21 protein-coding genes and 3 pseudogenes are annotated in these 20,254 nt (G+C 62.3%); 7 read left to right on the forward strand and 17 right to left on the reverse strand.

Going from position 1 to position 20,254, the window contains the following annotated elements; all coding sequences use genetic code 11:
• Positions 1 to 71: 71 nt before the first annotated feature.
• On the reverse strand, positions 72 to 950 hold the full coding sequence (locus V1288_RS30415; protein ID WP_334360531.1) for an NAD(P)/FAD-dependent oxidoreductase: 879 nt from the start codon (positions 948 to 950) through the stop codon (positions 72 to 74).
• Positions 951 to 1,082: 132 nt separating this feature from the next.
• On the opposite strand from V1288_RS30415, the gene V1288_RS30420 reads away from it, so the two are divergent.
• The 4 genes from V1288_RS30420 (at position 1,083) to V1288_RS30435 (ending at position 3,005) form a co-directional block, all read left to right on the forward strand.
• Positions 1,083 to 1,493: an Rrf2 family transcriptional regulator gene (locus V1288_RS30420; protein WP_334360532.1), complete on the forward strand. Its 411-nt coding sequence runs from the start codon at positions 1,083 to 1,085 to the stop codon at positions 1,491 to 1,493.
• Between the two features lie 94 nt (positions 1,494 to 1,587).
• The gene (locus V1288_RS30425) at positions 1,588 to 2,022 is read left to right on the forward strand and encodes an antitoxin Xre-like helix-turn-helix domain-containing protein (RefSeq protein ID WP_334360533.1); all 435 of its coding nucleotides are present in this window, start codon (positions 1,588 to 1,590) and stop codon (positions 2,020 to 2,022) included.
• Positions 2,019 to 2,504, forward strand: coding sequence for an RES family NAD+ phosphorylase (locus V1288_RS30430; RefSeq protein ID WP_334360534.1), 486 nt, complete (start codon positions 2,019 to 2,021; stop codon positions 2,502 to 2,504). Before V1288_RS30425 ends, V1288_RS30430 begins: the two co-directional genes overlap by 4 nt.
• A 3-nt stretch (positions 2,505 to 2,507) precedes the next feature.
• A complete protein-coding gene (locus tag V1288_RS30435) occupies positions 2,508 to 3,005 on the forward strand; it encodes a peptide deformylase (RefSeq protein WP_334360535.1) in 498 nt (165 codons plus the stop codon).
• Between the two features lie 491 nt (positions 3,006 to 3,496).
• Here the strand turns inward: V1288_RS30435 and V1288_RS30440 are convergent, their stop codons facing one another.
• The 4 genes and pseudogenes from V1288_RS30440 to V1288_RS30445 all read right to left on the reverse strand — a co-directional run.
• Positions 3,497 to 6,007 (reverse strand): DEAD/DEAH box helicase, encoded by a 2,511-nt coding sequence (locus tag V1288_RS30440; protein WP_334360536.1) that lies wholly within the window; start codon positions 6,005 to 6,007, stop codon positions 3,497 to 3,499.
• A gap of 49 nt (positions 6,008 to 6,056) precedes the next feature.
• Positions 6,057 to 6,169: pseudogene (locus V1288_RS34180) on the reverse strand (GMP synthase (glutamine-hydrolyzing)); the annotation flags it as partial.
• A gap of 4 nt (positions 6,170 to 6,173) precedes the next feature.
• Positions 6,174 to 6,266 (reverse strand): annotated as a pseudogene (locus tag V1288_RS34185) (GMP synthase (glutamine-hydrolyzing)); the annotation flags it as partial.
• Between the two features lie 43 nt (positions 6,267 to 6,309).
• Positions 6,310 to 7,668: pseudogene (locus V1288_RS30445) on the reverse strand (amidase); the annotation flags it as partial.
• 556 nt (positions 7,669 to 8,224) lie between these two features.
• Between V1288_RS30445 and V1288_RS30450 the strand changes: the two are divergent.
• Positions 8,225 to 8,491 carry a hypothetical protein gene (locus V1288_RS30450; protein ID WP_334360538.1) on the forward strand — a complete coding sequence of 89 codons (267 nt, stop codon included), beginning with the start codon at positions 8,225 to 8,227 and terminating at the stop codon, positions 8,489 to 8,491.
• A gap of 21 nt (positions 8,492 to 8,512) precedes the next feature.
• Here V1288_RS30450 and V1288_RS30455 read toward each other — a convergent pair whose 3' ends face one another.
• From V1288_RS30455 to V1288_RS30510, 12 genes are all read right to left on the reverse strand, one after another.
• A complete protein-coding gene (locus V1288_RS30455) occupies positions 8,513 to 9,088 on the reverse strand; it encodes a histidine phosphatase family protein (protein ID WP_334360539.1) in 576 nt (191 codons plus the stop codon).
• Between the two features lie 11 nt (positions 9,089 to 9,099).
• Positions 9,100 to 9,588: a hypothetical protein gene (locus tag V1288_RS30460; protein WP_334360540.1), complete on the reverse strand. Its 489-nt coding sequence runs from the start codon at positions 9,586 to 9,588 to the stop codon at positions 9,100 to 9,102.
• A gap of 6 nt (positions 9,589 to 9,594) precedes the next feature.
• On the reverse strand, positions 9,595 to 9,951 hold the full coding sequence (locus V1288_RS30465) for a DUF6152 family protein (protein WP_334360541.1): 357 nt from the start codon (positions 9,949 to 9,951) through the stop codon (positions 9,595 to 9,597).
• Positions 9,948 to 11,249 carry an adenylate/guanylate cyclase domain-containing protein gene (locus V1288_RS30470; RefSeq protein ID WP_334360542.1) on the reverse strand — a complete coding sequence of 434 codons (1,302 nt, stop codon included), beginning with the start codon at positions 11,247 to 11,249 and terminating at the stop codon, positions 9,948 to 9,950. The genes V1288_RS30465 and V1288_RS30470 overlap by 4 nt, the downstream gene beginning before the upstream one ends.
• A 126-nt stretch (positions 11,250 to 11,375) precedes the next feature.
• Positions 11,376 to 11,597, reverse strand: a complete 222-nt coding sequence (locus V1288_RS30475; RefSeq protein ID WP_334360543.1) for a hypothetical protein — start codon at positions 11,595 to 11,597, stop codon at positions 11,376 to 11,378.
• 36 nt (positions 11,598 to 11,633) lie between these two features.
• Positions 11,634 to 11,858: a hypothetical protein gene (locus tag V1288_RS30480; RefSeq protein ID WP_334360544.1), complete on the reverse strand. Its 225-nt coding sequence runs from the start codon at positions 11,856 to 11,858 to the stop codon at positions 11,634 to 11,636.
• Positions 11,859 to 11,967: 109 nt separating this feature from the next.
• Positions 11,968 to 13,065 carry an ABC transporter ATP-binding protein gene (locus V1288_RS30485; RefSeq protein ID WP_334360545.1) on the reverse strand — a complete coding sequence of 366 codons (1,098 nt, stop codon included), beginning with the start codon at positions 13,063 to 13,065 and terminating at the stop codon, positions 11,968 to 11,970.
• A 154-nt stretch (positions 13,066 to 13,219) separates the two neighbouring features.
• Positions 13,220 to 14,506, reverse strand: coding sequence for an extracellular solute-binding protein (locus V1288_RS30490; RefSeq protein ID WP_334360546.1), 1,287 nt, complete (start codon positions 14,504 to 14,506; stop codon positions 13,220 to 13,222).
• A 49-nt stretch (positions 14,507 to 14,555) separates the two neighbouring features.
• Positions 14,556 to 15,392 (reverse strand): carbohydrate ABC transporter permease, encoded by an 837-nt coding sequence (locus tag V1288_RS30495; protein WP_334360547.1) that lies wholly within the window; start codon positions 15,390 to 15,392, stop codon positions 14,556 to 14,558.
• Positions 15,393 to 15,396: 4 nt separating this feature from the next.
• Positions 15,397 to 16,290: a carbohydrate ABC transporter permease gene (locus V1288_RS30500; RefSeq protein ID WP_334360548.1), complete on the reverse strand. Its 894-nt coding sequence runs from the start codon at positions 16,288 to 16,290 to the stop codon at positions 15,397 to 15,399.
• A gap of 404 nt (positions 16,291 to 16,694) precedes the next feature.
• The gene (ldtR, locus tag V1288_RS30505; protein WP_028345688.1) at positions 16,695 to 17,210 is read right to left on the reverse strand and encodes a transcriptional regulator LdtR; all 516 of its coding nucleotides are present in this window, start codon (positions 17,208 to 17,210) and stop codon (positions 16,695 to 16,697) included.
• Between the two features lie 536 nt (positions 17,211 to 17,746).
• A complete protein-coding gene (locus V1288_RS30510; protein WP_334360549.1) occupies positions 17,747 to 18,220 on the reverse strand; it encodes a DUF6163 family protein in 474 nt (157 codons plus the stop codon).
• A 214-nt stretch (positions 18,221 to 18,434) separates the two neighbouring features.
• On the opposite strand from V1288_RS30510, the gene hemB reads away from it, so the two are divergent.
• Positions 18,435 to 19,496, forward strand: coding sequence for a porphobilinogen synthase (gene hemB / locus V1288_RS30515; protein ID WP_334360550.1), 1,062 nt, complete (start codon positions 18,435 to 18,437; stop codon positions 19,494 to 19,496).
• Between the two features lie 169 nt (positions 19,497 to 19,665).
• Positions 19,666 to 20,241, forward strand: a complete 576-nt coding sequence (locus V1288_RS30520) for an RDD family protein (protein WP_334360551.1) — start codon at positions 19,666 to 19,668, stop codon at positions 20,239 to 20,241.
• The last annotated feature ends 13 nt before the right edge of the window (positions 20,242 to 20,254 follow it).

The following is a 20,254-nucleotide window of genomic DNA, read 5'->3' on the forward strand; positions in this document are numbered from 1 at the left end:
CTGCGCCGGAGCCTGTCATCGGGCCGCGCATCGCGCGGCCCCGCTGAGCTAATCCATCCCGCGAGCTCAGCTTAAAAGATGAGGGAGCGATGGGCGGCCACGCCGGCCATGCTTCCGTCTGATACGGCGAGCGCGATCGATCCGGCGGCGCGCGCAACATCGCCACAGGCGAACACGTTGGGAATTGACGTTTGCTGCTGCTCGTCAACCCCGATGAATTTTCCGAGTGGTCCGTCCTTCAACTCACAGCCAAGCTGTTCGGCAATCGGCCCTGCCATGGTGCGGCCAAGCGTGAAGACGCCGGCGAATTCAATGGTGCGGCCATCTGCGAGTTCAACGGTCGGGCGCTGACCGAATATCCGCCGGACGCGCCCCTCCTCCACCGAAACGCCTCGCCTCGCCAGAGCTGACCGTTGCGTTTCGTCGGGGATAAAGCTGTCGTTGATCAGAAGCGTGGTTGGCCCCCAGTCGGGCAGCATCATGGCATGATGCATGGAGAGCGCGCTGGCGGCCAGCACGCCGATCGCGCCGCGTTCGAGCTCGTAACCGTGACAATAAGGGCAGTGGAAGATCGACTTGCCCCACCGATCGGCGAGGCCCGGAATGTCAGGCAGGATGTCGGCGACGCCACCGGCAAGTATCAGCCGCTTGCCATGGAAGTTGTCGTTGTGCGTCTCGACGTAAAACCCTTCCTCGGTGCTTCCCGCCTTTAACGCGGATCCCTTCAGGGTTGCGACGGTGACATAGCGCGCCAACTGGCTGGTCGCTTCGGCGATGATCTCGTCCGGCGCCACGCCATCGCGCCCCAGAAAACCGTGAGAGGCCGATGCAAATCGGTTGCGCCGCTCCCCCGCATCGATGAGGAGCACGGTCCGGCGCGCCCGACCCAGTTGAAGCGCCGCCGACAGGCCGGCGAAACCGCCGCCAATAATGATGACATCAAAGTGCATGCTGATCTCCCGTCACTACTCGTAACTGTTACTAGTACAATATTCGGAAATGCGTCAATAATTTGTCACTGTATCTGTTGCGATAACCGGCGAAGCGGTCTAGACTGCGATGACATCAAGCGAGGTACCGCCGTGAGCAAGGACACCCGGCTTGCCCGCGTTGCTCATGTCCTGGTTCACATGAGCTTCAACGAGGGCACAGCAACATCCGAGACGATCGCTGCGATGCTCGATACCAATCCGGTCGTCGTGCGACGGATCATGGGTGCGCTCCGCGAAGGCGGCTATGTATCCTCCGAGCGCGGGCCGAATGGCGGATGGCAGATCGAGCGGCCGCTTCGCGAGATCACGTTCCTGAATATCTACAAGGCGTTCGAGCCGGGATCGCCCTTCACGATCGCAACCAGCGACGATCATCCCAAATGCGTCGTCGAACGTTCCGCCAACCGCGCTTTGTCGCGCGCATTATCCGAAGCGGCAGCCTGCTTTGAGCAAGCTCTTTCGAAAATTACGCTGGACCAGTTATTGCCTGGAAAACGCTAGGCTGTGTGGTCCCGGCCCGCAACGGCACGGCGGGGCCCCTTGACTTCGCCTCATCTGAGGCATATATTTGCCTCAACTGATGCAGAGGGTTTTCATGGGCTACCAGGCTGCGACCGCCGCCGAACTGCTCGGCGTCAAACCGAAGGACACCGAGACGACGCTGACGCTGGCCTACTCCGTCGAGAAGGGCCTGCCGGTCTCGGCGCTGGACAAATTCGCGGGCCGTGTCAGCCCGAACGATGTCCGCCGCTTCACCTATCAGGTCGTGCCCAAGCCGACGCTGGAGCGCCGGCGCAAGCAGAAGCAGCTTTTGACCAGCGAGGAAAGCGACCGCCTGGCGCGCGTCGCCAAGGTGTTCGCCTTCGGGATCGATGTCTTCCGCGACGAAGCCAAGGTGCGCGCCTTTCTCGAACGGCCGCACCCGATGCTGGACGACAAGGCGCCGCTCGAAGTGGCGCTCGCGACCGGCCCTGGCGCCGATGCAGTGATCAACCTGATGGGCCGGGCGGCGTATAGCGGCGGCGTATGAGCGTTCAGAAGAGCGACCGGGTCCTCACGTGCTATCGCATAGGCGACCCGGGCGGCACCTTCCCGATCTATGATGCCGACGGCGCCCGCCTCTATCCCGGACGCTGGAACACGCATACGAGCCCGGTGATCTACACCTCGGAGCATTATTCCACTGCGCTGCTGGAAAAGCTGGTGCACGCCAACCTGGTGATGCCCGCCAACCAGCACTTCATCGAGATCACGATCCCGAACGGCGTCTCCTACGAGGTGTTTCAGACCGCCGCGCATCCCGGCTGGGATTCCCGAAACGAAACCATCTGCAAGGCGTTCGCGCAGGCCTGGTACGAGGAGCGGCGCGCCGCGCTGCTGATGGTGCCGTCCCTCCCGGCAAGGCTGGAGCGCAACATCCTGATCAATCCGCTGCACCCCGACACCAGCGGCATCACCTACACAATGCCCGAGCCGGTATGGTGGGATGAGCGGCTTTATTCGAGGCGGTAGATCATGACCATCCGCCCCATCGTCCGTTATCCCGACCCCAGGCTTGCGCTCCCGGCGCAGCCGGTGACCGTATTCGACGACGCGCTGCTCGAGCTTGCGAGGGACCTGCTCGAGACCATGTACGCCGCGCCCGGTATCGGGATCACGGCGCCGCATATCGGCGTCCCCCTGCGGGTCGTGGTGCTCGACCTCGACGCAACCGACGGCGCGCGGACCTATGTCAATCCGGAAGTAACATGGGCGTCGCCCGAGACCATCCTGCATCAGGAAGGCAGCGTCTCGATGCCCGGCGTCAACGACGACATCGAGCGCCATGCGCGAGTTCGGATCAGCTATCAGGACATCGACGGCAACCTGCAGACCGAGGAATCGAAGGGGCTGCGCGCCGTCTGCCACCAGCATGAGATCGATCAGTTGAACGGCCTGTTCTGGATCAGGCGGCTGTCCCGCCTCAAGCGCGAGCGGCTGATCAAGCGCTTTGAGAAGATGTCGCGCAGTTGAGATGAATGCGCCCCTCCGTTAAGATTACGTCTTAACTAATAATTAAGTATGCCTTTGCGGGCACAAAAGGTCCGGCTTAGCGTCTTAGGAATGCTGCTCAGTAACCTACCAATGGGTGAGTGCCATGACCTATAAAACGACGTTTATCGCGTCCATCGGTGCAGTCGCGCTTGTCCTTGCCGCAAGCGAGACATTTGCCGATCCGGGAGTAGCGCGCGGTGCAGGGGTTGCTCCACAGCGCCCGGCTTTCCCGTCATTCCCCCGACATCACCATCACCGGGGCGGTTTCTTCCCTGGGACCGGGGGCGTCTTCTATGGTCTCCCGAATGAGGTTCGCGAACCGGTGGTGGAGGCTCCGCCACTGAAAACGTCGGACGACCTCCGTTACACCTGCGTATTGGATATTCCCTGGGACTATGTCCATCGCTGTCCGCAGTTCACGACGCCTCGTTGATGGTTTCAGAACGCAGGACTCGTAGGGCTACGCATCGTCACGTAATCTTGCCGCGCAGGCCATCGGCGAGTGCAGAAAGCGCATTGGCAAGTTGTCGCGCGATTTCCGGCGGCGGCAGCGGCATTTTGAGGCTTTGCACGCCAGTTGCCGGATCGCGCTCGATCCAGGGATGCGCCGCAGCCTTGTGATCAGCCTTGGTGTCAGCCTTGGGATCATTGGCCGCCGCCAGTGCGGCAACAAACTGCGCACCGACCTGCATCAAGGCTTGCCACGGATCGGGAGCCGTATCGCGAGGCTGTGCCCCGGACCCGTCAGTCCGCGCCGTCTCACCGGCGCGAATGCTCGCATCGGCATTCATGTCTTCCGCCGATTCGGCATCATCGGCAGCGACGCTCCTCCCCACTTCCTCGGCCGGTGTCACCGCTTCGCCCTCACCCATGCTTCCGGTGACGCTTTCCACCTCCTTCATGAAGCGGTTGAGGCGCGAGCCGCCGAGCGAAATCTCGCCACTGCCGCCGTCGAGAATTCCCGCCGACAACGAGCGCTTGAACGCCAGCACCGAAAGCATGCCCTCCTCGATAGTGCCCTTCGCCACGAAATTGATGACCCGCACCGGCCGCGCCTGGCCCATGCGATGGATGCGTGCGATGCGCTGTTCGAGGATTGCCGGATTCCACGGCAGGTCCATGTTCACCAGCGTCGAAGCATGCTGCAGATTGAGACCCGTGCTGCCGGCATCGGTGGACAGGAACACGCGGCAAGCGGGGTCGCCGCGAAACCGCTCGATCAGTGCCGGCCGCTTCTCCGATGGCACGCCGCCGTGGAAGCTGACATAGCCGTGTCCATGCGCTTCGAGACGGCGGATGACGATGTCATGGGTCCGCGTCCACTGCGAAAACACCACCGCCTTGGCCTTGGGATCGGCGAACAAATCGTCGAGCAGCGCCGCCAGTTCGTCGGCCTTGACGCCGTGGTCGGTTTCCTGATTCAGCAGATAGGTGCTGTTGCACGACATCCGCATATTCTGCAGCGCAATCATTAGCCGCCGCTGATCCATCTCCGACAGAAACCTGGTCTTGCGCCAGCGCCGGACGATCTTCGCCACCTCGTCGGCGTTTTCCTTATGGTACTCCATTTGCATTTCGGTCATCGGCACCAGCAGGTTCTGGTCGGTCCGGCTGGGCAATTGCCGCAGCACCTCGGATTTGCGGCGGCGGATCATGACCGGCGCCAGCGTCTGGCCGATCTTGTCCAGCCCGGTATAGCCCGTGACGCGTCCGGCTTCGTCCTTGACCTGATGCTCATGCAACAGCTTCCAGGTTGGCCCCAGCCGATGCTGATCGACGAACTGGACGATGGAGATCAGCTCCTCGAGCTTGTTTTCCAGTGGCGTGCCGGTCAGTACGATCGCATAGGAGCTATCGATGCGCTTCAGGGCGCGGGCCGCAATCGTATTCCAGTTCTTCACGCGCTGCGCTTCATCGACGATGACCAGTTCGGGCGACCATGCGGCGATCTGATCGAGATCGGGCTTGAGCTTCTCGTAATTCGTGATCTTGCAGAAGTCATCCAGGCCGTAATCCTTCGCCCGCTGCGCCCGACCGCCGCCGATGACGCGTGCCGCATGTTTACCCTGCCGCCCCGAAAAGCGCGCAATCTCGCTTTGCCACTGGTATTTGAGCGAGGTCGGGCAGATTACCAGAACTTTCGAGACGCCAAAATGCCGTGCCAGTATTTCGGTCGCGGCAATGGCCTGTATGGTCTTGCCAAGCCCCATGTCGTCGCCGATCAACGCCCGGCCGGCCCGCACCGCAAACAGCGCGCCCTCGGCCTGGTAGGCATAGAGCGGGACCTTCAGAAGCGCCCGCAGCTTTGGATCGGCTGCGCCGCGCGGGAACAGCTGCTCCAGCTTCGAGGCCCGGCGATCCGCGTCCCGTCTTCCCGCGACAAAATCGAGCGCATCATCATAAGCGCGCAGCTCATGACCGGACTTCGACGCCGTGGTCATGAAATGCTCAAGTTCGCCAAACCGCCCCTCCGGCAGCATCCCGTCGCGTTCAACGTCGAACAGGCCGGCGGCGGCCTCCTTTAGCGCCGGCGGACAATCCGTTCCGGCGCGAAAATGCACGCGGCGTTTGCCTTCATTGCGCAAATACAATTCGGAAAATGCAGGCTGGTAGCCGCGCGCGAACGCCGCCTTTGCGCCGCGCTTCTTCTCCAGCTTCGCAAGCGCAAATTCGAGGTGCTTGCAAGTCCCCAGTTCGCTGGTGGCGTAATCGGGGCAAGAACAGAAATTGCCGCCCGGCCCCAAGCCTCGAATCGCGACGCGATAGCTGGACTTCGACGCCGGGTTGCTGACGCGAAACTCGGAGAAAAACGGTTCATCGGTCAGATTTTCAAGCCCGAAGGCCTGCTCGCGGCCGAACTGTCGGCGCAAGCCGCGTTGCCAGTCCACCGGCGACAGGTCGGCCGGAGCATGGGTGCGGGAAAGCCTGGGTTCCCTGTTCGGCTTGGCAACGAGTTTCGGTTTTCGGCGCGTAGATTTCATCAGGTACATTCCGTGCAGAAGGTTTCACCGATCCGGCGGCCGTGCCGTCCCCCGGCGGCTTGCTCGTCACGTCATACACCACCCGGTTGACGCCTTCACCTCGTTGATGATGCGGGTCGCCGTCGTCCCCAGGAACGACATGTCGAACTGAGAGAAACCCGCCGCCCTACTCCCACTCGATCGTGCCCGGCGGCTTGGTTGTCATGTCATGCACCACCCGGTTCACGCCCTTCACCCCGTTGATGATCCGCGTCGCGGTCATGGCCGCCCGCTGCAAGGCTCGGTCGCGCGCCGGTGGCGCAGGCCTGCTCGACGCAGCGGCCGGCCCGGAGGATGTTCTGCTCGCTGAACATCGGTCCCACGATCTGCAACCCGATCGGCAGACCCTCGACAAATCCAGAAGGTACCGAGGCCGCAGGCTGGCGGGTGAGGTTGAACGGCCATGTCAGCGGCGTCCAATCGAACCATTGCGGGAAGCGCGTAGCATCGGGCGTGTCGATGCCGGCCGCGAAGGCGGTGATGGGAACGGTCGGCGTCAGCAGGAGATCATAATCCTGATGAAACAACTGCATCCTCTGGCTCAGCGCGCGCATCTCGGCATAGGCCGCCTGCAATTCGCTCGCGGAAATATTTTGGGCCGATATGACCAGCCGCAGCAGGCCCGGATCGAGCGCCGCCCGTTGCGCGCCGTCGAAATCACGCACCAATGCGGCATGTGATGCGCCCCAGATCACTTGCAGCGTATGCTGCGCACCGGAAAGATCGAGAGAAACACGCTGCACGTCAGCACCGGCCTTCACCAGCGCGTCGATGGCCGGTTGCATGCCGGCCACGACGGCAGGGTCGGCGACCGGGAAGCCGAGATCGGGCGACCATGCGACCCGCATGCCCGCCACTCCGCGCCCGATACCGTCGAGATAATCGATGCCGCGATAGGGAATGGCGAAGGAATCCCGGGCGTCCGGCCGCGTCAGCGCGTTCAGCATCAAGGCGCTGTCGGCGACATCGCGCGACAGGCCGCCATAGACCGCGAGCGTGCCCATCGGGCCCAGAAAATTCGGCACCACGCCGTAGCTCGGCTTCAATCCGAACACGCCGCTGAACGCCGCCGGGATACGGATCGAGCCGCCGCCATCGCCCCCGGTTGCAAGGGATACAACGCCTGCCGCCACCAATGCGGCCGAACCGCCGCTGGAGCCGCCGGGCGTGCGGGAAACATCCCAGGGATTACGGGTGATGCCGGTCAGCGGGCCGTGGGTGATGCCCTTCCACCCGAATTCGGGAGTAGCTGTCTTGCAGAAGAACACTGCACCCGCCTCACGCAGGCGGGCGACACCGGGCGTATCCTCCGTGCTGGGCACAGCTAGCGTCGCGTGCGAGCCGAAGCGTGTCGGCCAGCCGGCGACATGCGCCGTGTCCTTGATGGCGACAGGCACGCCGTCGAGCGGCCCAAGCGGCGCACCGCGACGCCAACGCTCCGCCGACTCGGCCGCAAGACGCCGACCCTGCGGTTCATCCAGCAGGCAGATGGCATTGAGAACCGGATTGACCGCGTGCAGTTGCGCCAGGGTGGCTTCCAGCACATCAACCGGCGACACCTCGCCTTCGGCGAAGCGCCGCATCATCTCGCGGGCGGACAGCCAGTTCAGGTCGTCAGACATGCCGCCCGATCCAGAAATGTGATGAAGCCTTCGAACACGCTGCTGAACATGCCATGACAGACAGTGAGCCGCAGCCTCTCGACCAGAATGGCAGATCTGCAACCATGCCCGAGGTCGAACGCGCACAGTTGCGTGCGATCGAAATATTTTGCGAGAGCGGCTGAACCCAACATCTAGCTGATTTGCCTATCGGGTAACGCATTCGATATCTCTTGGCGACCAAACAGCTCTTGCAGCCGCGACACGCGCGGCCGCCGAGTGTGTCTTGCTTACCGCATGATGTGGCATGCTTACCCGCGCAAAGCCGCGCGAGCTCCTGTTAGATAGCCCGCAATTTCCGACACCTGTCGCGGCCCTTCATTTAATTGGCCGGACGTTGAACCACGCAGCTGTTTCCCTGACGTACAGTCGTGGGCTGGGGAAGCGGAGGTTTCCTGGCGAAGCGCAATCAGCCGCCTGCTCCGCAGCGTGCGCCGGAATCATTGAAATGTATCCGACGTGATCCAGTTCACATTGCAGTGCTTCGGCTAGGTCCATAAACGCCTGGGGCTGACAGATGGATTTCCCCAACATGGAAAGCTCATTCCCACAGAAAGAGCGCCGGACCAATTCACGGCGCTGGCTGACAACGGCCTTCCTGATCTACGGCACGATGGTCGTCGGCCTGCTCGGATACTTTATCGTTTTTCCAGATACGAAGACCCATCGGACGCAAGGCGAAGGCGCGGCCATCCAAACTGCAGCGAAGGCGGTCAGATATGAGGCCGTGATCGCCAACTGGAATCGGTATCGCAACAAAGACGCGAGGGCGGACGCGCGATAGCGTCTGGACGCGAGCTACGGCTCAATCGAGAAGCAGGCGACCGACAGGCTCAGTGCGATCGCTTCCGCCTTTGACCACGACGATCTCGCCGCTGGCCGGCGAGATGCCGGTCAGCGCCTGAATGTTCGCACCGTGCGTCATGACGAGGAGGTTTCCGCGCGCCGTCCATTGGGCGATGAGCGCGCGGGCGCCGGAAGTCAAGCTCTCTCTTTGATCTCGCAGCACCACGACATTGCCGAATGTCGCCTCCGTCTCGACTGTCCCCAGATTCAACAACCTGGCGGTGTCGACGCATCGGCACCACGGCGAGCTCAGAATTTTCTCGAACGCAATCCCTTCCCGCTGGAGCCGCGCGCCAATTTTTGCTGCATCCGCCTGCCCCTTTTTGCTGAGGTTGCGCTGCGTGGCGCAATCATCGACGCGGAATCCCGGTGGATCGCCGAAGCCGCCCGGCGCATCGGCATGGCGCATCAGGGCGACATGGCCGCCGGCGCGCAACGCCTTCCAGGCATCGGTCGCGTCGTCGGCACTGGCGATCTCCGTCGTGCCGAGGAAGCCGAGAAGGACTGCGAAGACGGCGAAGCGCATGCGGCGCATGACGGCCTCCATCAGAAATACGCAATCAGGCGGCCGGCGCCGATCGCGCCGAGCCACAGCGCGAGCGAGATCAGCGCGGTGGCTTTGGCTGCGCCGGAGGCCTCGTCACGCCAGCTTTCAACATGACGCCATGGGCCAGCATGCGCGATCACGACATTGACCAGCGCCGCCGCGATCAGCACCACCTTGCTCTGGAATGCCGGATTTTTCACGACATGTGACGCATCGGCGGAAAACAGCAAAAATCCCATGCAGATCGCGAGCACAAAGCCTGCGCGCGACAACGGCAGCAACAATTGCGCCATCGGCTGGATCGCAATCGCCCGCCCGAGCCCCAGCATCCTCAAATCGAGCGCCAGGATCGATCCTACCAGCACGACGAAGCCGATGATATGCAGGATCTCGATCGCAGGATAAAGCGCGGGCGAAGAGCGCATCGCGTGGCCCAGCGCGCTTTCCTGCAAGGTCAGGAATATCGATGGGGCAGCCTGGTGCTCCACGCTGCCCTACCGCAGTTCGATGCGCTTGCCTTCGAGCACGATGTATTCGATCCGCGCCTCGTCCGGCTTGCTGGTATGGGGATAGCCGAACACCGTGCAGGTTTTGCCAGGCGCGATCAGGTCAGCCGTTGCACCCCGCGCCTGCATGCGCGATGGCGGCGCCAGGACGAAGCGCCAGTGCTTGCCGTCGACCTCCATCTCGATCTCGCAGTGCGGGTTCTCGAAGGTCGATTTCAGGATCTTGCCGGTCACGGTGAACGATTTCGACGTATCATAGCCGCCCCAGCCGTGATGGGCGATGGCCGAAGCCGGCGCAAGGCTGGCCGCCAGCGACAGGAACAAACGACGCGTGATTGAGGTCATGGCGAGCCTCCATGGAGCGGCAGTCCGTGCCTAATGGTTTCCCATTCCTTTTTCCAGAATCCCTCATTGGGCATCGTGCCGGCTGGATCAGAGGAGAATTCCGGTTTAACGCGATTGAGGAAGTACATGTTCACCAGGCCCTTGTGCTTCACCTCGACGGCGCCGCGGGGTTCCGTCTCAAAGCGCCCCTTGATATGCTGCCAGGTGGCTTCGGAAATCGTGATGCGACCCGGAATTCCGGCGGCTTCGACGCGCTCCGCCACATTTACGGTGTTCCCCCAGATGTCATAGGTGAACTTGTGCTTGCCCACCACGCCGGCAATCACCGGCCCGGTATTGATTCCGATCCTCGCCTGCCATACCGGAAGATGCAGCTTTTCCCGTTGTCGGTTCAGCTTCGTCATGTGATCCATGATCTGCAGCGCACATAGAGCGGCGTCCATCACGTGCGAGCGGTTGGGCTCCGGCACGCCGCCAACGGCGAGATAGGCATCGCCAATCGTCTTGAGCTTCTCAAGGCGGTGTTTGGCGATGATATCGTCGAACCGGGTAAAGTGCTGATCGAGCTGATCAATGACGCTGGCAGGCTCCATTGTTTCGACAATGCGGGTGAACCCACTGAAATCGATAAAGATGACGGTGGCCAGATCGAAGAATCGCGGCTTGACGCGCGAACTCGCCTTCAACTCGGCTGCGATCGATGCCGGCAGGATGTTCAGCAGCAGCCGCTCTGACTCGGATTTCTCGGCAACGGCGCGGTCGCGGGCCCGCTCCAGACCACGCAGCAATTCATTGCGCTCGAGCAACTGCCGGCGCAATTCCAGATGAACCATGGTTTGCCGCGACAGCCGTCGCAAGGCTTCGCGCTGCTCAAAGCTCAGCTCGCGCGACTTGAAGTCGACCACGCACAGCGTGCCCAGCGCATAACCGTCGTGCGTGATGAGCGGAGCGCCGCAGTAGAAGCGGAGGTTCAAGCCGCTTGTCACCAGCGGGCTGGTGTTGAATCGGCGATCGCTGAGCAGATCGGGAACGCAGAGAATATCGTTGTTGCAGATCGTGGCCTGGCAGATCGAGATTTCTCGGGGGCATTCGGCAAGATCCGGAGGGAGACCGTATTTTGCCTTCATCCACTGGCGCGATGGATCGACGAAGCTGATCAGCGCGGCCGGGCAGTCGCAAATCTGCGCCGCCAGTTCGGTGATTTCGTCGAAGCCGATTTCCGGAAGCGTATCGAGAATGGCGTAGCTTTTCAGCGCGTCAAGCCGCTCAGGCTCGTTGGCTGGAATAGCTACGTCCATAAAAAGCCCCTCACGCCAGATAAGGAAATCTATGGCGGAGCGTGCCCGGCAGGCAAGGCCCCCTTCAGGAGGGGCCCCTGAGCGCACGCCGGCCGGACCCGGACGCGAAGCAGGACGGCGTCCGCCTTACAGCCCCGTGTACCCCGCCTTCACCGGATCGTTGCTGCCGTCGAGCTGGCGCAAATAGGTCAGCCCGCACACCGTCAGCCGGTGCGGATCCTTCTCGCCCGCTTCCACCAGCTTGGCGACGTATTCGGTCACCTTGGCGCGCGCCTCATCGCTGGCCGCGGTGGTGCGGTTCACGAGCAGGTCATAGGTCTGCATGATGCGGTCGATCGCGGCTTCCATGGATTTCTCCTGAGTTGCGTGATGCGGGTGATGCGGTCAGGCCGCTATGCGCGCTTCGAATTCGGCGATCGCCTTGTTGGCGAGCCGGAGCCTGTTGAATTCGCCGTGCTGGACCATCTTCACGATGATTGCGAGCAAGCGCTCGTCGGTAGCGAAGGTATCGGCGATGGCGCCGGTCTTGCGGAGATAGTTCGAGGCGATAGCGTAGGCATCGCCCACCACCTCGAAATTCATGACCTGAATACCGCGCTCGACCAGCATGCCTCACCTGTTCCGTGACAGGGCCGACAATGCGTGAGGTTCGGGATGGTTCCATCCTTTTTGGAAGCCCGGCCTTTTGGCCACAAAAACAGGACGTTTCGACCCGATTTCACCTCGAAATCGGCAGCTCGGTCTCGGGATCGAAGAAATGCAGACGCCCAGCCTGCGCCGACAGGCGGACCTGATCGCCGCGCGCAATCACAGTTTCCGCCGGCACGCGAGCGGCGGTGACGCTGGCGGCACCTACCCTCGTCTCCAGCAAAATTTCCGAGCCGAGCTGTTCCACGACCTCGACGCGGGCATCGAAGCCCAAGCCCGGGGCGCCATGGCCGAGCACGAGATGCTCCGGCCGCATACCCAGGATCACGCGCCGGCCGCTGTGGGCTACGAGCGCCGAAGCGTCCGCAGGCCCGACCGTGAGCCGCAGGCCTTGTGTCTCGACTGACGTCACACCCGCTGCACTGCGCACGGTGACGTCGATAAAATTCATCGCGGGTGCGCCGATGAAGCCGGCCACGAACTTGTTGGCCGGCTTGCCGTAGACCTGCAGCGGCGTGCCGATCTGCTGGACCCGGCCGTCGCGCATGATGACGACGCGGTCGCCCAAGGTCATGGCCTCGACCTGGTCGTGAGTCACGAACACCGACGTGGTCGGAATCTCCGCGTGCAAACGTTTGATCTCGATGCGCATCTGCGCGCGCAGCTTGGCGTCCAGGTTCGATAGCGGCTCGTCGAACAAGAACACCTGCGGGTTGCGCACGATGCAGCGGCCGAGCGCGACGCGCTGCTGTTGGCCGCCCGAGAGCTGCCTCGGCTTACGCTGCAGCAGATCATGCAGCCCGAGCATGCCGGCGGCGCGGTCGATCGCCACCTTGATCTCGGCTTCCGCCGTCTTCTTGTTGCGCAGGCCGAAAGCCAGATTGTCATAGACGCTCATATGCTGGTAGAGCGCGTAGTTCTGGAACACCATGGCGACGTCGCGGTCGCGCGGCGGCAGATGGTTGACCACCTTGCCGCCGATCCGGATGTCACCGCTGGTGATGTCTTCCAGGCCCGCGATCATGCGCAGCGTCGTCGATTTGCCGCACCCGGAGGGGCCGACCAGCGCGACGAACTCCCTGTCGGCGATCTCGAGATCGACGTCCTTCACGGCGTGGAACAGCGAGCCATAATGCTTGTTGAGCTTGCTCAGTGAAATTGCTGCCATTGCCCCAGCCGCACCCAAACCTGAAGCCTGTTTCAAAAGCCCGCCGCGCGCTTGACGCGGCGGGCTCCACATTCTCGACTATATTTGAGCATGATCTCCGCGCAAACGCGTTTGTCGCGAGGGAAAACCGGTACCCACTTTTCCGGATCATGCTCTATTGCGCGGCCTTGCTGACCAGCGGCGCGCCTTCGGCCAGCACCTTCGCGATGTCCTCGCGCTTGCCGGTGACCGCCTTGGTGACGGCGTCGTTGAACGCCTTGTGCACGGCGGGCCATTGCGGGAAATAATAGGCGCCGCGCACCTTGTCGGGGGAATCCAGTACCGACTCCTTCAACAGCTTCATGAACTGATCCTGCTCGGCGATCTTCGGCCAGAACGAGGTGTTGGGCGGCGGCGCGCCGGTCGCCTTCCAGAGCTTCATCTGGCCCTCCTCGTCCAGCATCATCGCCTCCAGCATCTGCTTGGCGAGCTTCTTGCGCTCGGGCGCGATCGACTTCGGGATCGCCCAGCCCCAGATATCGTCCCAGGCGAACGGCTTGGTGCGGTTGGGACCGAGCGGAAAGCGCGCGGCTGCGATCTTGCCCGCGATCTTCGACTTGGCGGGATCATTGAAGGTGCCCCACCACAGCGTATCGGCCACGGTGAAGGCGGCATCGCCGGACATGAAGATCGCGTTGGCCTCGTTGCGGTCATAGGCCGGCATGCCGCGCGGCACGATCTTGTGGGTGTTGATCGCGTCCCACCAATATTCGACGGTCTGCTGCATGCAGGGTTCGGTCAGGCCCGACTTCCAGCCGGCTGCCGCAAGCTTCTTGTTGTCGCGCTCGTAGGCCGGCATCAGCACGTCGCAATTGTTGCCCCACATCGACCAGAGCCAACTGAACCAGGTATGGTTCATCGCCATGCCGGCGACAAAGCCGAACTTGACCTTGCCGTCGGCCTGCAGCTTCTTGCTTGCGGTGACGAGCTGTTCCAGCGTCTTTGGCACCTCCTCCGGTTTGACGAGATCGGAGCGGTAGAAGAACACGCTAAACGTCTGGCCCATCGGCACGACGGTGTTCTTGCCTTCCGCGTTGGCGAACACGACCGGGGCCATGCTCCATTTGTCGGCGAATTTATTCGCCTCGACGTCGTCCATCGGCTCCAGCAGATGCGCCCAGGTCTGTCCCCAGTCGTCATTGTGCCAGATCACGTCGTACTGGTCGGCGTTCGAGGTCAGCGACGCCGTCATCTTCTCGACATAGACGCCGTAGGAATTCGGCACCTTGACGATCTTGACGCCGTTCTTGGCGCCCCAGGCCTCGAACATCGCAATCGAAGCGTCCTGGATCGGGCTCGGCTGGTAGCCGATCCGCAACTCCTTCACCTGTGCAGCGGCACCGCCGGTCGCGGCCACCAGGGCCGCGGTCGCCGCCATGAACCATCTCGCCAGTCCCTGCATCGCCACTCCTCCTGTTTTTGTCGTTGTGTCGTCTCTCGCTTCTGCTTGCCTAAATCCTCAAACCCCGGATGACGTATTTCTGCCCGAACAGCGCGATCAGAAACGCCGGCACCAGCGCCATCACCGCGGTCGCCGCCATCAGATTCCAGCGCAGCCCCATCTCGGTGACGAACTGCGCCATGACAACCGTGATCATCGGCACGCGGTTGCCGGTCAGGATCAGCGCGAACAAAAACTCGTTCCAGGTAAATAGCCAGCACAGCACGGCGAGTGCGGAAATCGCCGGCAGCGCCGACGGCACCGCGACGCGGATGAACGCGCCCCACCGGCTGCAGCCGTCGATCATGGCGGCGTATTCCATCGACGGGTCGATGCCGTCGAAAAAGCCCTTCATCAGCCAGGAGAAGAAGCAGATATGCACGGCGACATGCGGCAGCAGCAGGCCGGTGTAGGTATCGTAGATGCCCCAGCTTTGCGTCACGAAATACAGCGGCAACACCCAGGAGATGTAGGGCACGCAGCGGAACACATAGATGGTCCCGAACCAGAGCCGCGAGGCCGGCCCGGTGAAGCGCGACAGCATGTAGCCGCTCGATACGGTGACCAAAAGCGAGAACACGGTCGCCAGCGTCGCGATCAGCGCGCTGTTGAGGAAGGCCTCGACGATCCGTTCCTCGCGCAGCACCTCGGCGAAATTGCCGAGCGTGAACTCAGTACCGCGATGGACGTAATAGACGCCGGATTCCGGCCGTAGCGAGGTCAGGATCAGCCACAGCACCGGAAAGGCGAACGCGAAGCAGATGAAAGCGACCACCAGCGCGAACAGCGTCTTGCGCCCGATCGGCGGCAGCCACGGCAGGAATTCGGAGCGGCTCACCATGGCCATCGGATCAAGCCTTTGCGATGCGGTCGACGAAGCGATAGAGCACCACGCCGATCACGAGGATGATGAGCCCACCGATGATGGCCGCCGCCGAACCGCGGCCGAGATCGAGATTGAGGAAGGCGTGGACATAGGCATAGAGGCTGAACAATTCCGTCGAGCGCCCGGGCCCGCCGCCGGTCAGCGTCCATACGATGTCGAAGGTGCGGAAGGCATCGATGGCGCGGATCACCACGCAGACCACGATCACCGGGCGCAGCATCGGCAGCGTCAGGTAGCGAAACACGCGCCAGGCGGTGGTGCCGTCGATGGCGGCGGCCTCGAATGGCTCCTTCGGCAGGCTCTGCAGGCCTGCAAGCAAGAGCAACGTGAACCACGGCGTCCACAGCCAGATATCGGTCAGAAGGATGATGCCGAACGCGCTCCAGCGCTGGACCAGCCAGGGCTGCCCTTCGAGGCCGATGGCTTCCAGCACCACGTTGACGATGCCGAACTGGTCGTTGAAGATCCAGCGGATCATGATCGCGGCGATCACCGGCGCCACCATCAGCGGCACCAAAAGGATCGTCTGCACCAGCTTCTGGCCGCGGAACGGCCGATTGAGCAGCAGCGCCAGCATCAGCCCCGCCACCAGCGCGCCGGCGACGCTGAGCACCATGAACACGAAGGTATTCGGCAGCACCACGTAAAGGAACGCCGGATCGGTTATCACGGCGGCATAGTGGTCGAAGCCGATCCAGGTCTTTTTGGGATTGTAGAGCGCCCAGTCGCGAAAGCTGGCGTTGGCGCCGATCACGATCGGCACGACCTGAAACAGCAGCAGCAACAGCGCAGCCGGCGCGATCAGAAACAGCACGAAGCGCTGTTGCTCGCCGAACATGGGACGCCGCGATGCCGACAAGCCCGTTTTTCCCATTTGGGCGTCAAGCCGTCACGACTCTTGCGGCCGGTACGTGCGTGAAGCCTCTATTCCCGGGATTATGGGCGGGGCGTCGAAGGCTAGTCAATCCGGATAGTGCAAGCGCACAATCGGATTGTGCAAGCGGCACAATCGGATTGTGCAAGCGGCACAATCGGATCGTGCCACAGGCAAGCGATCGGACAGACGCACATTCAAAAGCATCAACTTGAGGTTTTCCAAAAAGCAGAACGCACCGGACCCGGAGGACCGGGACCGATGCGCTTTCAGCAAGGCTTACTGCCTTGCCAGTTCATTTGTCTGCCGTTGGCTGCCGGTCTTTTCGATCATGATCCGAGAAATCGGATCATGATCTGGCCGGCTTGACCGCTAGACGAACGAAATTCTCAGAGCCGATACAGGATCTGGTCGGTCCAGAACCGCTCGAGGCGGTGCAGCGACTTGTTCAGCGTCGCGAACTCTTCGTTCGAGATGCCGCCGACCTGCTCCACCGTCTTGACGTGCTTCTGGTAGAGCGCGTCGACGATCTTGCGGATTTCCTGGCCCTGCGCGGTCAGACGAATGCGGACCGAACGGCGATCGACGCGGGAGCGCTGATGATCGAGGAAGCCGAGCTCGACGAGCTTCTTGAGGTTATAGGAGACGTTGGAGCCGAGGTAGTAGCCGCGCGTGCGCAGCTCGCCCGCAGTCAGCTCCTTGTCGCCGATGTTATAGAGCAGCAATGCCTGCACCGAATTGATGTCGGCGCGGCCGCGGCGGTCGAACTCGTCCTTGATGACGTCGAGTAGCCGGCGATGCAGCCGCTCCACCAAGGTCAACGCTTCCAGATAGAGCGGCTGCACCGGAGTTTGACCGGCAGAGCGTTCAGCGGTTTCCACCGCCGTTGCAACGGCTTTGATCATGACACTTCCCCTGTCGTCGTTTTTGTCGACTTATTTCGACGAAACTTTTGTCCCGCCTGATAGCTTCAACTTAAGGGGGCGGTTTGAAGATCCGCTTAAATAAGAGAATAAAGAGATCATGAATTTAAGACAGTGAATCGTCGATTAAGCCCATGGATAAAGGGCTTTTCGCAACCTTTCATTGACAGTGGGGGCCGCCTGTTCACGCTTCGTCTGCATGCCCTGTCGCATTCGGAAACAGGTGCGTCTGAAATCGAAACCCTCGCGTAACAGGTGTGGTGGAACTCTTTACGGCCCTTAACGGTGACTGAAGCGTTACCGGAAAAAAATCTGAAAATTTTACGGGATAGCGTCGCGGTTTCTGCACGCGGATGAATTATGGCAGGAAACTGACACGTTGAAGCGGCGGTGGCTTTCATCCTTCGAGACGCAGCCAAGTGGCCGCTCCTCAGGATGAGGTCTCAGACCCTCATGGTGAGGAGCGCGGCAGCGCCGCGCGTCTCGAACCACGAGGCCACTGGACGTGCCGCGTGATCCTATGGCGGGCGCTCGCGCGCGGCCATCCAGGCGAGCGCCAGATACGCCGCCAGCATCACAGCTTCGAATCCCACCACCGTGAGACTGCCGCCGTAGATGCCGGGAAACATCAGTTCGATCACCGCCATCGACACCACGGTGGTGAGCCACACCACCGCGCCCCAGGGCGTTGCGAGCCACAGGCCAACAGCGGCGACGAGTTCGATCACGGCGAAATAGACGGTGGCGGTCTGCCAGGCCATCGACTGGTTCTCGAACGCCTCTTCCTCGCTGCCGATGAACCCCGTCACCTGAGCCCAGTGGTACAGGCCCTTCAGGATCGAGATGACCGCCATGATGCGCAGGAACAGCACCAGCCGCCGCGTCCACACATTGTCGTCGGGCTCGATCCGCTCCGACGACATCGCCGCCATCGACATCGCGTTGTCCCTGCCCTTGTCGCGCCCCTGATCGCGTGCCGAAGTATCAGACATGGCAGTTGACCTGGTAGCCGACCTCGGAATCGGGATTCAACGCGGGCTGGAATGTCCTCATGGCCCCAAATGTTCTCATAGCGATGTCTTGGCCCGCCGGGACGGTAAAATCAATTGCCGATGAGATGGATCAAGGCGCGGTGACGGGACACCTTCAAGGTGCTAGAACTGGAACAAATCAAAACTGACCCGCGCCTTCAGGAGTACCCATCACATGGCGATCAAATTCGGGCGTCCGATCGAAATGCGCGACGCGCCGCGGCGGCAGACCGACCTCGCCTCCACCCCGCTGGACCTCGCCATCCGCCCCCGCCGCAACCGCAAGGCGGAATGGGCGCGGCGGCTGGTGCGCGAAAACGTGCTTACCACCGATGACCTGATCTGGCCGATGTTCGTGGTCGACGGCAACAACGCGCGCACGCCGGTGGCCTCGATGCCTGGCGTCGACCGACTCACCGTCGATCAGGCGGTGCGCGACGCCGAGCGCGCGATAAAGCTCGACATCCCCTGCATCGCGCTGTTCCCCTATACCGAGCCATCCTTGCGCGACGAGAACGGTTCTGAAGCGCTCAACCCGAACAACCTGGTCTGCCAGTCGGTGCGCGCGATCAAGCAGGAATTCCCCGAGCTCGGCGTGCTGTGCGACGTGGCGCTGGATCCCTTCACCAGCCACGGCCATGACGGGCTGATCGAGGACGGCAAGATCCTCAACGACGAGACGGTGGCGGTGCTGGTGCGCCAGGCGCTGGTGCAGGCGGAGGCCGGCTGCGACGTCATTGCGCCCTCGGACATGATGGACGGCCGCGTCGGCGCGATCCGCGAGGCGCTGGATGAGGCCGGTTTCCTCGACGTGCAGATCATGTCCTACGCGGCGAAATACGCCTCCGCCTTCTATGGCCCGTTCCGCGACGCCATCGGCTCGGCGAAAACGCTGACCGGCGACAAGCGCACCTACCAGATGGACAGCGCCAATTCCGACGAAGCGTTGCGCGAGGTCGAACTCGACATCGCCGAGGGTGCCGACATGGTGATGGTGAAACCCGGCATGCCCTATCTCGATGTCGTGCGGCGGGTGAAGGATACGTTTGCGATGCCGACCTTCGTCTACCAGGTGTCCGGCGAATACGCGATGATCGCGGCCGCCGCCAATAATGGCTGGATCGACGGCGACCGCGCGATGATGGAAAGCCTGCTCGGCTTCAAGCGCGCCGGCGCGGACGGAATTTTGACGTACTTTGCGCCGAAGGCCGCGGAGAAGTTGAAGGCGCAGGGGTAATCCTCCCTCGTCGTCCCTGCGAACGCATGCGTTCGCAGGGACGACGGAGGCGTTGTGCCCAGCTCCCCAGCCCACCGAATATTGCACGCTGTTAATGGTTGCAGGCCCTTGGCGACCGCTTGGCCGGTTCCCATGTTCCGTTCGGGAAATTCGGCCTGGAGGACAGACCATGTCTTATAGCGGCTCTGGCGCTTCAAATTCTGGCGGCGCTTCAAATGCCGGCGGCGCCTGGCGGAACGACGGCGGGGTGCCGCCGCATGCGTTCGATCCCGATTTGCAGCCGGAACTGTTTCGCGGTGTGCTGACGCGGCGGGTGTTTGCGTTCCTGATCGACCTCGTCGTGCTGTCGGTTCCGGTCATCCTCGGCTACATCTTCATTGCCGTGTTCGGCGTCATCACGCTCGGCCTCGGCTGGATGCTGTTCTGGCTGGCCTGGCCGGCCACCATCGTGTGGGCGATCGTCTATTACGGCGCCTCGATCGGCGGCCCGCATTCGGCCACCATGGGCATGCGCGCGATGGATCTGGAGGTGCGCACCTGGTACGGCGCCCCCGGCTATTTCGTACTCGGCGCCTGCCATGCCGTGCTGTACTGGGTCTCGATCTCGTTCCTGTCGCCGCTGGTACTGCTGGTCGGGCTGTTCAACGGCCGTCGCCGGCTGCTGCACGACATCATCATGGGAACCGTGGTCATCAACAGCTCGGTTCGTACCCAGGTAGCACCCTCGGCACGCAGCAGCTACTGAGCGAGCCGCAAAC

The organism is Bradyrhizobium sp. AZCC 2176 (assembly GCF_036924645.1).
Lineage (GTDB): Bacteria > Pseudomonadota > Alphaproteobacteria > Rhizobiales > Xanthobacteraceae > Bradyrhizobium.

Coding starts and splice junctions, on each gene's coding strand:
- V1288_RS30415 (WP_334360531.1), bottom strand. CDS start 950: ATGCACTTTGATGTCATCATTATTGGCGGCGGTTTCGCCGGCCTGTCG.
- V1288_RS30425 (WP_334360533.1), top strand. CDS start 1,588: ATGGGCTACCAGGCTGCGACCGCCGCCGAACTGCTCGGCGTCAAACCG.
- V1288_RS30430 (WP_334360534.1), top strand. CDS start 2,019: ATGAGCGTTCAGAAGAGCGACCGGGTCCTCACGTGCTATCGCATAGGC.
- V1288_RS30435 (WP_334360535.1), top strand. CDS start 2,508: ATGACCATCCGCCCCATCGTCCGTTATCCCGACCCCAGGCTTGCGCTC.
- V1288_RS30440 (WP_334360536.1), bottom strand. CDS start 6,007: ATGAAATCTACGCGCCGAAAACCGAAACTCGTTGCCAAGCCGAACAGG.
- V1288_RS30450 (WP_334360538.1), top strand. CDS start 8,225: ATGGATTTCCCCAACATGGAAAGCTCATTCCCACAGAAAGAGCGCCGG.
- V1288_RS30455 (WP_334360539.1), bottom strand. CDS start 9,088: ATGCGCCGCATGCGCTTCGCCGTCTTCGCAGTCCTTCTCGGCTTCCTC.
- V1288_RS30465 (WP_334360541.1), bottom strand. CDS start 9,951: ATGACCTCAATCACGCGTCGTTTGTTCCTGTCGCTGGCGGCCAGCCTT.
- V1288_RS30470 (WP_334360542.1), bottom strand. CDS start 11,249: ATGGACGTAGCTATTCCAGCCAACGAGCCTGAGCGGCTTGACGCGCTG.
- V1288_RS30475 (WP_334360543.1), bottom strand. CDS start 11,597: ATGGAAGCCGCGATCGACCGCATCATGCAGACCTATGACCTGCTCGTG.
- V1288_RS30480 (WP_334360544.1), bottom strand. CDS start 11,858: ATGCTGGTCGAGCGCGGTATTCAGGTCATGAATTTCGAGGTGGTGGGC.
- V1288_RS30485 (WP_334360545.1), bottom strand. CDS start 13,065: ATGGCAGCAATTTCACTGAGCAAGCTCAACAAGCATTATGGCTCGCTG.
- V1288_RS30490 (WP_334360546.1), bottom strand. CDS start 14,506: ATGCAGGGACTGGCGAGATGGTTCATGGCGGCGACCGCGGCCCTGGTG.
- V1288_RS30495 (WP_334360547.1), bottom strand. CDS start 15,392: ATGGCCATGGTGAGCCGCTCCGAATTCCTGCCGTGGCTGCCGCCGATC.
- ldtR (WP_028345688.1), bottom strand. CDS start 17,210: ATGATCAAAGCCGTTGCAACGGCGGTGGAAACCGCTGAACGCTCTGCC.
- V1288_RS30510 (WP_334360549.1), bottom strand. CDS start 18,220: ATGTCTGATACTTCGGCACGCGATCAGGGGCGCGACAAGGGCAGGGAC.
- hemB (WP_334360550.1), top strand. CDS start 18,435: ATGGCGATCAAATTCGGGCGTCCGATCGAAATGCGCGACGCGCCGCGG.
- V1288_RS30520 (WP_334360551.1), top strand. CDS start 19,666: ATGTCTTATAGCGGCTCTGGCGCTTCAAATTCTGGCGGCGCTTCAAAT.